Source organism: Corallococcus aberystwythensis (assembly GCF_003612165.1).
GTDB lineage: Bacteria > Myxococcota > Myxococcia > Myxococcales > Myxococcaceae > Corallococcus > Corallococcus aberystwythensis.
In genome coordinates this window covers 23545-36528 of the sequence record NZ_RAWK01000069.1, presented here as the reverse complement: position 1 = coordinate 36528, position 12984 = coordinate 23545, and the positions used below count along the sequence as shown (strand labels likewise).

10 protein-coding genes are annotated in these 12984 nt (G+C 69.3%); 7 read left to right on the top strand and 3 right to left on the bottom strand.

Annotation, left to right across the window (positions count from 1 at the left end; all coding sequences use genetic code 11):
• Positions 1 to 83: 83 nt before the first annotated feature.
• Positions 84 to 578, bottom strand: a complete 495-nt coding sequence (locus D7W81_RS13630; protein ID WP_120555795.1) for a hypothetical protein — start codon at positions 576 to 578, stop codon at positions 84 to 86.
• A 167-nt stretch (positions 579 to 745) separates the two neighbouring features.
• Here D7W81_RS13630 and D7W81_RS13625 point away from each other — a divergent pair, with 167 nt between their 5' ends.
• The 6 genes from D7W81_RS13625 (at position 746) to D7W81_RS13600 (ending at position 6768) form a co-directional block, all read left to right on the top strand.
• Positions 746 to 1264 (top strand): pyridoxamine 5'-phosphate oxidase family protein, encoded by a 519-nt coding sequence (locus tag D7W81_RS13625; RefSeq protein ID WP_120555794.1) that lies wholly within the window; start codon positions 746 to 748, stop codon positions 1262 to 1264.
• A 433-nt stretch (positions 1265 to 1697) separates the two neighbouring features.
• Entirely contained in the window at positions 1698 to 3032 is a 1335-nt protein-coding gene (locus D7W81_RS13620; RefSeq protein ID WP_120555793.1) for an inositol-3-phosphate synthase, read from the top strand.
• The gene (locus D7W81_RS13615) at positions 3010 to 3945 is read left to right on the top strand and encodes a phosphatase PAP2 family protein (RefSeq protein WP_120555792.1); all 936 of its coding nucleotides are present in this window, start codon (positions 3010 to 3012) and stop codon (positions 3943 to 3945) included. The genes D7W81_RS13620 and D7W81_RS13615 overlap by 23 nt, the downstream gene beginning before the upstream one ends.
• On the top strand, positions 3938 to 5182 hold the full coding sequence (locus D7W81_RS13610) for a GtrA family protein (protein WP_120555791.1): 1245 nt from the start codon (positions 3938 to 3940) through the stop codon (positions 5180 to 5182). Before D7W81_RS13615 ends, D7W81_RS13610 begins: the two co-directional genes overlap by 8 nt.
• Positions 5172 to 6167, top strand: a complete 996-nt coding sequence (locus D7W81_RS13605; protein WP_120555790.1) for a hypothetical protein — start codon at positions 5172 to 5174, stop codon at positions 6165 to 6167. The genes D7W81_RS13610 and D7W81_RS13605 overlap by 11 nt, the downstream gene beginning before the upstream one ends.
• A 19-nt stretch (positions 6168 to 6186) precedes the next feature.
• On the top strand, positions 6187 to 6768 hold the full coding sequence (locus D7W81_RS13600) for a protein-tyrosine phosphatase family protein (RefSeq protein ID WP_120555789.1): 582 nt from the start codon (positions 6187 to 6189) through the stop codon (positions 6766 to 6768).
• 22 nt (positions 6769 to 6790) lie between these two features.
• Here the strand turns inward: D7W81_RS13600 and D7W81_RS13595 are convergent, their stop codons facing one another.
• Positions 6791 to 7447 (bottom strand): sterol desaturase family protein, encoded by a 657-nt coding sequence (locus tag D7W81_RS13595; RefSeq protein ID WP_120555788.1) that lies wholly within the window; start codon positions 7445 to 7447, stop codon positions 6791 to 6793.
• Positions 7448 to 7581: 134 nt separating this feature from the next.
• The gene (locus D7W81_RS13590) at positions 7582 to 10065 is read right to left on the bottom strand and encodes an efflux RND transporter permease subunit (protein WP_120555787.1); all 2484 of its coding nucleotides are present in this window, start codon (positions 10063 to 10065) and stop codon (positions 7582 to 7584) included.
• 379 nt (positions 10066 to 10444) lie between these two features.
• On the opposite strand from D7W81_RS13590, the gene D7W81_RS13585 reads away from it, so the two are divergent.
• Positions 10445 to 12970, top strand: coding sequence for an efflux RND transporter permease subunit (locus D7W81_RS13585; RefSeq protein ID WP_244227201.1), 2526 nt, complete (start codon positions 10445 to 10447; stop codon positions 12968 to 12970).
• Positions 12971 to 12984 lie beyond the last annotated feature (14 nt).

Sequence of the window (12984 nt, the reverse complement as noted above, 5' to 3'; positions counted from 1 at the left end):
CGTGAAGGCGGGCTTCGGACGGCTGCCGGACGACAAGCTGCGCGCGCGGATGGTGAAGCTCTTCGAGTCGTAGACCGCGCGGCCTAGAGATCCGGCGACGGCGTGTAGCGCAGCTCTCCGCCGGGCTCCAACACCAGCCCGGTGCCGGGCTCGCCGGCCTCGTCGTCGCGCCCCACCTCCAGCACGCCCTCCTCCGCGTCCCACTGGCCCAGGTAGTACTCGCCGCCCGCCGCCATGCACGCGCGCCCCTCCGACACCACCGTCTCCACCACTTCCTTCTTGTCGCTGGTGAGCCGGTAGAGCGTCCACGTCTTGGCGTCCTCGCGGAAGCCCTTCACCAGGTCCGCCAGCTCCTCGTCGCGCGGCGTGCCCCCGGCCGTCTCCTCGCGCTTCCACTGGCGCGGCTCCTTCGCCGGCTGCGTCTTCTGCCACGCCCGCGCCAGCTCCAGCAGCTTCTGCTGCGCGGCGTCCTGGAGCGCGTGCATCGCGTCCGGCAGCTCAATCTCCTCCAGCGCCAGCAGGGCCGTCTCCAGCTGCAGCGCCTTGAGGCTCCACTCGTTCCACGCGGTCTTCAGCATCCGTGTCGCTCCCGGGCGTCACGCCCCGTTCCGAAGGAAGAAACAAGCAAGCGCGCCCGGCACGCCCCCTATCACACGCCCGGCTGCCCTGGTGGCGACCCGCCCGCACGGACGGTGTTCCCCGCCCGGCCGCTGCCTACCTTCAACCCCCAAGGGGAGGCGAGCACATGACGACGACGACGAAGAGTCCGCAGGACGTGGTGGAGCACCTGGGCAAGCTCATCCACGGCATCAAGGTCGCGATGATGACGACGGTGGACACCGACGGCAGCCTGCGCAGCCGGCCGATGTGGACCTACGACAAGGACTTCGACGGGGAGCTGTGGTTCTTCACCAACGACCACACGCACAAGGTGGACGAGGTGCAGAAGGACCACCATGTCAGCCTCGCCTACTCCGACCCCACGAAGGACCGGTACGTGTCCGTCAGCGGACGCTGCCAGCTGGTCCACGACAAGGCCAAGGCGAAGGAGCTGTGGAACCCGTCCCTCAAGGCCTGGTTCCCCCAGGGGCTGGATGATCCGAACCTCGCCCTGCTGCGCGTCTCCGTCGAGAAGGCCGAGTACTGGGACACGCCCAACAGCAAGATGGTCCAGCTGGTCGGGTTCGTGAAGGCCGTCCTCACCGGCGACAAGTACCACCCGGGCGACAACCAGAAGCTCGACCGGGGCGCCCGCCACAACTGATCGGCGGCCCGGACAGGGGCCGCCGGAAACCCGGCGGCTCCCACGCTCTCAAAAGCTGACACGTGTGTCAGGGGGTGTGTGAAAGCAGGACAGCCTCAGACCCGTACCACCCGGACCCACCCGGCGAGCGCCCCCGAGGGAGCCCGCCGTGGTGGGTGAGACTTTTGCCCCATGGATGCTGTTTCTCTGACAGCGCCGTTCGTCCTGGCTTGTAACCCGGCCTCGGCCCGAGTCATGCAGCCGGGCGCCGCCGTGGTACGAGCCGGAAAACCGTCCGCACATCACGTTGAAGTGACAGACGGTTTAGAGTATCAACCATCCGCTTTCGAGATTTTCCACCTTCCGTCCGGCAGCGTTGCCGGCGCCGGATGGACGGACTCGGAGACGCTCATTGGGGCGGAGCGATTTCCCGCCTTTTGAAGGAATCAGCACAATGGAGAACAAGAAGAAGGTCGCGAAGCCCGAGGGCAAGCTGGCGGTGCTCATCCCCGGCCTGGGCGCGGTGTCCACCACGCTGATGGCGGGTGTGGAGCTTGCGCGGCAGGGCAAGGGCGCCCCCATTGGCTCGCTCACGCAGATGGGCACCGCCCGTCTGGGCAAGCGCACCGACGGCCGCACCGTGAAGCTCAATGAGCTGGTGCCGCTGGCCACCCTGGAAGACGTCGTCTTCGGCGCCTGGGACATCATCAGCGAGGACGCCTACCAGGTGGCCGTGCGCTCTGGCGTGCTGAACGACAAGCACCTGGAGCAGGTGAAGCCCTTCCTCCAGGGCATCAAGCCCAAGCAGGGCGTGCACGACCCCGAGTTCGTGCGGCGCATCGCGGCCAACCACATCAAGGCCACGAAGACGCACCGCGAGAGCATCGAGGCCATCCGCCAGGACATCCGGGACTTCAAGAAGGAGCTCAACGCCAAGCGCGCCGTGATGGTGGTGTGCAGCAGCGTGGAGACCTTCCGCCCGCTGCCGGAGGCCTTCCAGTCGCTGGCCAACTTCGAGAAGGCGCTGGACAGCAACAGCACGGACGTGAACCCCACGGCGCTGTACACCTACGCGGCCATCAAGGAAGGCGTGCCGTTCGCCAACGCGACGCCGAACGCCAGCGTGGACACGCCCGCCTTGCAGGAGCTGGCGAAGCAGGAGGGCATGCCCGTCGCGGGCCGTGACCTCAAGAGCGGCCAGACGATGATGAAGACCGTCATCGCGCCCGCGCTCAAGGCGCGCATGCTGGGCCTGGAGGGGTGGTTCTCCACCAACATCCTGGGCAACCGTGACGGCGAGGTGCTGGATGATCCCCAGGCCTTCAAGGCCAAGGAAGTGACCAAGTCGAGCGTGCTCGACACCATCCTGCAGCCGGACCTGTACCCGGAGCTGTACAACAAGTACTCGCACAAGGTGTCGATCCACTACTACCCGCCCCGCGGCGACGCGAAGGAGGGTTGGGACAACATCGACATCACCGGGTGGCTGGGCTACCCGATGCAGATCAAGGTCAACTTCCTCTGCCGCGACTCCATCCTGGCGGCGCCGCTGGTGCTGGACATCGCGCTGTTCCTGGACCTGGCCAAGCGGCTGGAGTGGCGCGGCATCCAGGAGTGGATGTCCTTCTACTTCAAGAGCCCGATGGCGCACCCCGGCCTGCCGGTGGAGCACGACCTGTTCATCCAGCTGACCAAGCTGAAGAACACGCTGCGCGTCGTCGCGGGCGAAGAGCCCATCACCCACCTGGGGCTGGACTACTACGGGGATGACCTCCCGCTCGCCCGATAAGAACGCCTCCGCGTTCAAGTGGCTCGTCACCGTCATGGCGGCGGGCCACTTCGCGTTGGTGGTCACCACCGGAAGAGTCCGGTGGGAGCACGGCGCGGCGGACCTGCTGCTGGTGGTGCTGGCCTGGGCCGGCGCCGGCCCGCGGCGGTTCCTCCGCGGCGCGTTCCCGCTGTGGCTCACCGGCATGATTTTGGACAGCCAGGCGCTGTGGCTGGGGGTGCGCGGCACCATCCACACCGGCGACCTGTGGAACCTGGAGAAGCTGCTGTTCCCCGCCCCGGGAGGCACGCACTGGCCCGAGTGGTGGTCGCGTCACCCCAACACGCCGTTGGACCTCTTGTGCGGCTTCGCCTACGCGGCCTACCTCTACGAGGTCTTCCTCGTGGCGCTCCTGTTCTTCTTCAAGAAGGACGCGAGGTTCGAACAGCTCTGCTGGGCCTTCTTCGTGGTGAACGCCATTGGCGTGGTCATCTACGTGCTCTACCCCGCGGCGCCCCCCTGGTACGTGCTGAAGTACGGGCCGGGAGTCGCGAACCTGGCGGCGCCACCCAGTCCGGCGGGCACCGCGCGCTTCGACGCCTTCTTCGGCATCCACTACTTCGCGAACTTCTACGCCAGAAACCCCAACGTCTTCGGGGCCATGCCGTCGCTGCACGCGGCCTACCCGCTGATGATGGTGCTCGTCCTGTGGCACAAGGGCCCCGCGTGGCGGGTGGGCACCATCCTGTTCGCGTTGCTCGTCGCCTTTTCCGCCGTGTACCTCACGCACCACTATGTCCTCGACGTGCTCGCGGGCATGGCCGCGGCGGTCGTGGCCTTCGTCGCCGTGAGGGCTGTCTTCGCAAGACGGGCCATGGGAGCGCCAGGAATGGCGCCCGTGTCCCTGCCGTCTGGAGGAAACACCCGTGCATGACAACGTCCTGGCCTTGCTGAGTGGCGACCTGTCCCCCTCGGCGCGCATCTGGACCGCGCTGGCGCCCGCGCTCTTCGCGGTCGCTTACTTCCTCGTGGGCCTGGTGCTCTTCTGTATCCGCTGCGCCATCAAGGGCATCCCACGGGACGCGGAGACGCTGACGCGCGGCAAGTCGGTGCTGGTGGGCTTCTTCCTGCGCCACTACTTCTTCTGGGTCATCCAGCCGCTGTGGCGGGTGCTCCTGCGCTCGGGCCTGCCGGCCAACGCGCTGTCCATGCTGTCGGGCCTGCTGGGCGTGTCCTCCGGCGTGGCGGTGGCGGCGGGCCGCTTCGCGCTGGGCGGCTGGCTGTTCCTGCTGGCGGGCGTGCTGGACGTGATGGACGGCCGCGTGGCGCGCACCCGCAAGGAGGCCAACCCCGCGGGCGCGGCGCTGGACTCCGTGCTGGACCGCTACGTGGACTCCGCGATGCTGATGGGCCTGGCCTGGTACTACCGGGACACCTGGGTGCTCCTGCCCGCGCTGGGGGCGCTCCTGGGCTCCTCGCTGGTGCCGTACGTGCGCGCCAAGGGTGAAGGCCTGGGCGTGAGCGTGCGCGACGGCGCGATGCAGCGGCTGGAGCGGGTGCTGTTCCTGGGCGTGGGCACGGCGCTGTCCCCCATCCTGGAGGCGCTGTTCTGGCCGGCGGAGAAGCACCCCATGCACTGGCTGGCGGTGGCGGGCCTGGTGTTCGTGGCCGTCCTGAGCAACGTCACGGCGCTGGCGCGCTTCCGCACGCTGGTGCGGGCCCTGACGCCCAAGAAGCCGGTGCGGCAGCGCTCGGGCGTGGCGCTGTTCGGCTTCAACGCGGCGGCGGGCGCCATCGCCACGGCGGTGGACTTCGCAGCGGTGCTGGGCATGGTGGAGTGGGGAGGCCTCTCTCCGGTGTGGGCCACGGTGGCCGGCTGCGTGCTGGGCGGCGTGGTGAACTACTCCATCAACCGGGTCATCACCTTCCGCAGCCAGGGGGCGGTGGCGCCGCAGCTGGCGCGCTACACACTGGTGAGCGCGACCAGCGCGCTGCTCAACGCGGGCGGCGTGGCGCTGCTCACGCTGCACCCGCAGCTGGCGTACACGCTGGGCTGGTGGGTGGTGCGCGGCATCGTCTACTTCGCGTGGAACCTGCCCCTGCAGCGCGACTACGTCTTCAACGACACGTCGTCGGATGAGCTCCTGGAGCAGCGGCCCCATGCGGCGTGAAACGCGCGCCCGCGGCTTGAGGGCCCTCCTGGTGGGGGCCCTGCTTTCGCTTCCGGGGGTGGCGGCGGCGGGCGGCGTGCTGGGGTTGTCTTACGACTCCAGCGACCGGTACGGAGAGAGCTTCACCTTCGTGGCGGATGCGGACGACGGCACCTATGTGACGGTGAACCTGTCGGTGACGAACATCGGGCCGGGGTCGCGCACGGGCATCTGCCGCGCCACCGTCCTGCGGCCGGGCAAGCCTGTCTGGTCGCCGCAGACGCGCATGGGGGCGAAGGAGTGGGGCTACACGCCCGACACGGACACGCTCAAGCTGGGCACGTGCACGGCCCAGGTGACGGACGCGGGCCTGAAGGTGGACGCGGCGTTGGACAGCGGGCGGGTGACGCTGGAGTACGCGAAGAAGCCCGAGCCGTGGTCGCCGGAGGGCTCCGTGGTGGAGAACGGCAAGGACCGCTACCGCCACGAGGTGCTGCTGGGCGCGAGCCCCGTGAAGGTGACGCTCCAGGTGCCCAAGGCCGCGGCGGTGACGCTGACGGGCGGCGGGTACGCGGACCACTCGCGCAGCACGGTGGCGCCGGCGAAGCTGGCGAAGCGCTGGGTGCGCTTCCGCGCGATGAAGGGTCCGCAGCACGTGGTGGTGCTGGCGCGCGAGGGGCAGGAGGGTGACTACGCGCCTGTCTACGTCTGGGAGGGCAAGGGGGCCGCGCGGCTCCTGGAGTCCTTCACGGTGACGCAGATGGGGGCGAAGGAGAAGAGCACGTTTCGGGCGGAGCTCACCGACCGCGACGGCAAGCCGGCGATGACGCTCAAGGGCACGTCGCTGCTCCAGCGCAGCGCGCCCGTGGAGTCGCTGGGCGTGCTGGGCGGCCTGGTGAAGCCGGTGGTGGGTTCGCCGGTGACGTACCTGCTGCGGGGCGTGATGGAGCGCCCGGGCAAGGCGCCGGTGGAAGGGTTGATGGAAGTGTCGGTGGAAGGCGAGTAGCCGGCAGGGGTCTTCAAGCGTGAGCGAGTCGTTGCTTCGGTCGGTGCATCACGTCCCGGGCGTCCGGGGGTTCGTGCGCAAGCAGGTGCTGCGGGTGGTGGCGCGCGGGGTGGAGTGGACCACCAAGCTCCCCGGCAAGCGCGCGCTCAACGTGTCCCAGGTGAACCCATGGCTGCACGTGGGCGGCAGCGTGGCCCGCGCGCGCTACGGCGAGCTGAAGGCCCGGGGCATCACGTGTGTCATCGACCTGCGCGCGGAGCGCTGTGACGACCGCGAGGCGCTGGCGGCGCTGGGCATCGAGCTCTTGAGCCTGCCGGTGACGGACCGCTATCCGCCGTCGGTGGAGCAGCTCTCGCAAGGGGTGCGCTGGGCGCTGCCCCGGCTGGACGCGGGCGGCGTGCTGTATGCGCACTGCGAGCACGGCGTGGGGCGCGGGCCGCTGATGGGGCTGGCGGTGATGGTGGCGCGCGGCTGGGACGCGCCGGAGGCCTACCGGGCGGTGCGCCACGCACGCTGGCAGGCGACGCTCAACGACCGGCAGCTGCGGGGACTCGCGGACTTCGTGGCCGCGTGGACGGGCGTGCCGGAGCAGGCCGCGTAAACTGCCGCTCGCGCTTCGCGCCTCACGTCTTGGCGCCAGAGCTCTCCCTGGAGCCCTCCCTGGCAGGAGCCTCCTGGACTGACGCTTCCTTCCCGGCGTGCCTGGAGCTTCGTCCGCCGCTGCCCATCAGGATGTCCACCCACCGGTTGCTGATGCCGAAGTTGCGGTCCGGCGTCGCGAAGTGGTGCGCCATGTGGTGCGCGCGCAGCGCCTTGCCCCAGGCCGTCCGCGGCGTGCGGTGGTGCGTGGCCCAGTGGAGGGTGTCGTAGGCCACGTAGCCCCAGACGATGCCCACGAAGTACGGGAGCATCTGCACCGGGCGGCCCACCAGCCACAGCAACCCGCCAATGAGGGACGACAGCGGGACGGTCACGATGAGCGGCATCACCAGGCGCTGGGCGTCGTCCGGGTACTTGTGGTGGTAGCCGTGGGCAATCTCATGCACCCGCCGGGTGAGCGGGCCTTTGCCCTCCCAGTGGAAGAAGTACCGGTGGGTGCTGTACTCCATGAGGATCCACGTCAACAGGCCGAGCGGCACGAACAGCACGCTCGCCCCCACCGTCGTGCGTCCCGCGTACAGGCCCCACCCGAGCAGGCCCACCGTGAGCGGGACGTACAGGAGGACCGGCACCGCGGGGTGCAGCTTCGAGGCCGCCTCCATGAAGGCGTTCTCGAACATCCGGCCGGATTGATGCCTGAAGTATGGGCGCCCCATACCGGAGCAAGATGGGACCGGGGACTCCCGGGCGCCCATGCCCGTTCGTCTCTCCGCAGTGTCGCCTTGCGGAACGGCCCCAGCCCCCCCGGTGGGGTTCAGCTCTCCGCGGGGCGCCCGGTTCCGTCGTCGCTGGCCGGGGTCGCGGCGGCGCCGTGCTTGTTGCGCCAGCGGTCCACCAGCAGGAGGAGCGCCGGGAAGCCCACCAGCACGATGATCATGTTCACCGCGAAGCCCAGGTTGGCCAGGTCGCCAATGGAGTTGAGGCCCGGGTGCTTGGCGAACACCAGCGCCAGGAAGCCAATGGCGCTCGTGAGCAGGCCGCCGGTGATGGCCCGGCCCGTCTCCGCGTACACGGTGGTGAAGTCCGCGCCCGGTTCACCCAGGCGTTCAATCAGGTGCACGCCCGCGTCCACCGTCGTTCCAATGAGCACCGGGATGACCACGATGTTCAGGTAGTTGAACTGCAGGCCCAGGATGGACATCAGGCCCACCAGCGCCGCGATGGAGAGCAGCGTGGGCAGCATGCAGATGACCGCGTTGCGCAAGGAGCCCAGCGTCAGCCACATGGCCAGGAAGACGCTGACCACCGCGGCCACCAGGATGCGCGGCCCCTCGGAGGCCACCATGTCCAGGATGTCCGCCAGGATGAGCGCCTCGCCCGCCGCGGACACCTGGCTGCCGTCCGGCATCTGGAGGTTGCGCACCTCCTTGGTGAAGCGCCGCGTGCCCACGCCGTCCGACAGGCTCACGTTCGCGTAGACCAGCACCACGCCGCCCTTCTGGCCGGCCGCCGGCTCGAACTGGCGGCGCAGGCCCACCGGCAGGTCCTCGCGCGTGAAGGGCTTCGCGGCCGTCATCCTCACCGCGCGCAGCAGCTCTTCACGCTGGGCCTTCTCCACGCGCTCCGGGTCGATGCGCTGGAGCTTCTTGTGGATGGACTGGAGCAGCGCGTGCTTCTCCTCCTGGTGCTGGGGCACCAGGTCCTCCAGCGCGCCCACGAAGTCGATGGTGGAGTCCTTGCCGTACTTCGCCTTGCGCGCCTGGAGCTGGTTCACCACTTCGCGCTCCATCCCCTGCGTGTCCGTCAGCACCACCACCGGCGTCGCGGAATAGCCCAGGATGTGGTCGATGCGCCGGTCCAGCCGCACGCTCGGCAGCGACACGTCATCCAGCTTCGTGGAGTCGTAGTTGAACGTCACCCGGTACGCCTGGCTGATGAGCCCCACCAGCGCCACGCCAAGGACCAGCACCACCGCGCGGTAGCGGCGCGGCAGGAAGCGCGCCAGGATCGCCATGGGCCCCGACTGCGACTGGTGCTCGCGCGGCACCCAGCCCACGCGCGACACCAGCCCCAGCAGCGCCGGCAGGATGAGCAGGTACGACGCCACGCTCACCAGCATGCCCACCGCCGCGATGACGCCGAACTCGTGGAACGCCCTGAACTCCGACCACGACAGGCTCAGGAACGTGAGCGCCGCCACCAGCGCGGAGATGAGCGCGGAGAAGCCCGTGTGCTTGAACGTCTCGCGCACCGCCTCTTCCGACGTCATGCCCTCCGAGCGCAACGTGCCCCACCGCCCCACCAGGTGGATGCCGTGCTCCACGCCCAGGCCGCCCAGCACCGCCGCGAGGAAGCCCGTCAGGAGGTTCACCTGCCCATACGCCACGCCCACGAAGCCGTAGGTCCACATGAGGCCCGCGATCACCGGCACCATGGTGAGGCCCACGGACAGCGCGCTGCGGAAGTGGAAGGCGAGGTAGGCCAGCAGCAGCACCAGCGCCAGCGAGGACGCGCGCGCCAGGTCCCCGGTGATGACCGCCTGCTGGTCGATCTTCTTCTTGAACGTGCCGGTGATCTCCGTGTGGAAGCCGGGGCCGTACTTCGACAGGTCCTGCTTCGCCAGGTAGTCCTGCACCTGGGCAATCACCTGCTTGGAGTAGCCCAGGTCCGCGGACGAGCCCCGGGCCTTGAGCAGCATCACCACCATGCGCTCCTGCGGATCCAGGTAGTACAGGCCGCCCTGCCCCGCGAGCCGCATGTTCGCGCCGCCGGTGTACTTCTTCTGGATGTCGCTGAAGTCCAGCGACGGAGGGGGCTCCTCCTCCAGCCGCACGAAGAGCGGGTTGGCCTGCTCCTTCTCCCACGCGAAGCGCGCGTCGATGCGCTCCTGGATGGTCTTCAGGTCCGGCAGGTCCACGTAGTAGAGGCCGTGCTCGTCGAAGAACTGGCTGGGCCGCTGCGCGTTGACGAAGCGGACCTCCGACAGCGTCGCCAGCTTCGGCGCCATGTCATCCACGAACTGCTTGAGCTGCTCCGGCTCCGCGCCAATGCCGGCCACCACCACGTTGCCCATGCCGCCGAAGCGCGTGCGCAGCTTCTCCAGGTCCTGCACGGACGGGAACGACCTGGGCAGCAGGTTCGTCAGGTCCGCGTTGAGGCGCAGGTCGCGTGCGAAGAAGACGCCCAGGCCCGTCAGCAACAGCGCCACGAACAGCGCCACCCAGGGCCGCTGGTGGCCGCGGGCCGCCAGGGAGCCCATCGCCGCCTCGAACCGTCCGGACCACCGCGTCTCACTCATGGATGTGATTTCCTGCTGAAAGCCCGCGCCGTGACGACCGGGACAACCTTGAGCCCGAACGAACCGGGCTGCTCACGCGTATATGCCCCGAGCCACCGTGCGTCCAGGCATCGGCCCGGGGCCTCCACCGGCCGTATGCCTGGTCGTGGGAACAAAGCGGGCATGAACAAACCGCGCCATGTATGCCGCCCCAGCGCGTGTCATGCCAGGGGATCGCCTCTCCCTCTGGCGGTTGAGGCATTTTGCCCCACCCCTCCTTGCGGTCCTGGGCGTACGGGCGGGCCTCCCCGTCGCGCCGTGGTGCAGGAGACTGCGGGATGGTCAGCTTTTGCTCCGACACGGGTCCTGCCAGGAAGCAGGCGCCCATGGGAGCACGGTCATGGCCTCACCCCCGTCTTCACCAGCGGAGCGCACGTGGATGCACCGGGTGGAGCGCACGATGGGTGCGCTGGCCGCGCACAACCACCGCCGCCCTGTCGTCGCGCTCGTCTGCGCGCTCGTGCTGTCCGTCGTGGGCCTGCTGTCCGCTCGCCACCTGTCCCTCAACGCGAACCTGGTGAGCCTGCTGCCCGACTCCTTCGAGAGTGTGCAGGCCATCCACAGCCTGGAGGAGCGCTTCGGCGCCCAGGGGTGGGTGGTGGTGGTGGGCGAGGACGCGGACCCGGCGCAGCTCCAGCGCTTCGCGGATGACGTGGCGCCGAAGCTGGAGGCGCTGCCGGGCATCCGCTACGTGGAGATCACCCGCCCCAGCAGCTTCTTCCGGAGCCATGCGCTCTACTTCCTGTCGCCAGAAGATTTGAAGGAGGTGGAGCGCCGCATCGACGCGCGCCTCACGTGGGAGCGGCAGCGCGCCAACCCGCTCTTCGTCTCGCTGGACGACGCACCGGCTCCGTCGCTGGACTTCAGCGACATCGAGAAGAAGTACGACGGCGGCGCGGTGACGCGCCTGTCCAGCCATCCCAGTGACTACTACCTGGATCCCTCCGCGCGCCGCGTGGTGGTGCTGGCCAAGCCGGAGACGTCGTCCGCGGACCTCACCTTCTCCAGGAACATCGTCGGCGAGGTGCAGGCCGTGCTGAAGCAGCAGGACCTGGCGAAGTACGGGCCGGGCTTCCACACGGAGATCACCGGCTCGTTCCAGAAGAAGATGGATCAGCAGGCGCAGATCACCCGCGACGTGGCCGTGTCCTCGACGGTGGCCACGGTGCTGGTGCTGCTCTACCTGGTCCTGCACTTCCGCAGCGCGCTGTCGGTGGGGCTGGTGCTGGCGCCGGTGGGCGCGGGCCTCGCGTGGACCTACGGCCTGGTGGCCGTGGCGTACGGGCAGGTCAATCTGCTGACCGCCTTCCTGGGCGCCATCCTGGGCGGCCTGGGCGTGGAGCACGGCATCCACCTGCTGGGCCGCTACCTCGCCCTGCGCGGAGAGGGGAGGTCCTCCGAGGAGGCCACGCGCGAGGCGTTCACGCACACGGGGGGCGCGGCGCTCGTCTCCGCGCTGGTGGCGGCGCTCACCTTCTTCGTGCTGGGCACGTCCCAGCTCCGGGCGTTCCGCGAGTTCGGCGTCATCGCGGGCGTGGGCATGCTGGTGCTCATCCTCGCGTACGTGGTGGTGCTGCCGGCGGTGCTGGGGCTGGTGTCGCGCTGGGGCTGGAGGCCTCGGGCGTCCTCCACGGAGACGACGGAGGCCCCGCTGGGCCGCGTCATCACCCACCGGCGTGGGCTGCTCACCGTGGTGTCCGTGCTCGTCGTGGCGGGCCTGCTCACGCAGCTTCCGCGCCTGCGGTTCGACTACGACATCGGATCGTTGCAGGACCAGCGCCTGGATTCGTTCGTCCTGGACCGCGCCGTCAACCAGCTCATCGGCTATTCGCAGGTCCCGCTGGTGGTGCTCACGAACTCGCGTGGCGAGGAGGCAGCGGTCGTCCAGCAGCTCCAGGCACGCAAGCAGCAGCGGGGCGCGGACTCCACGGTGGATTTCGTCGCGGCGCTCGCGAGCATCGTGCCGGACCGGCAGCTGGAGAAGCAGGCCATCCTGAAGGACATCGGGAAGCTGCTGAAGGGCGTGCCCGAAGGGCAGCTCACCCCCCAGCAGCGACAGCAACTGGCGGAGCTGCGCGGGCAGGTGGAGGCGAAGCCCTTCACCGAGGCGGACCTGCCGAGCAGCGTGCGCCAGCAGTTCGAGGGACGCGGCGGCCCGGGCACCGGCTTCGTGCTGGTGTATCCGTCCGCGGATCAGTCCGACGGCCAGGCCATGCGCCGGCTGGCGAAGGAAGTGCGCGGGGTGGTGCTGCCGGACGGCCGGGCCGCGGTGGTGGCGGGCGAGGCAATGGTGCAGGCGGACATCTTCGACACGGTGGCGCACGAGGCGCCGTTCATCCTGCTGGGCTCGACGCTCACGGTGCTGCTGGCCATGTGGGTGACGTTGGGCGGCCTGCGCACCGCGCTCCTGTGCCTGATGCCCACGGTGGTGTCGCTGTTCGCGGTGCTGGGGCTGATGCCGCTGCTGCACATGGAGTTCAACTACCTCAACATCCTGGTCATCCCGGTGCTCATCGGGACGACGGTGGACGCGGGCGTGCACCTCATCACGCGGCTCGCGTCGCCGAGCAGCGACTTCGTGCGGGTGTACTCGGAGACGGGCAAGGCCATCTGCGGCGGCCTGCTCACGAGCGCGGTGGGCTTTGGCGCGCTGCTGCTCGCGGACCACCCGGGCCTCAACTCCATTGGCGCGCTGGCGAACGTGGGGTTCGGCATGAACCTGCTCATCATGCTGGTGACCTTCCCGGCGCTGCTGCTGGTGCTCTCCGAGCGCAAGCGGCGCCACCGTGCGGTTTCCACCCGCCCCCGGGGTGAGCACCTCATGAGAGAAGGCCAGGGTCCTCAAAGGCCCACGCCCTCCCATTAGGCCGAGGCGTCGTC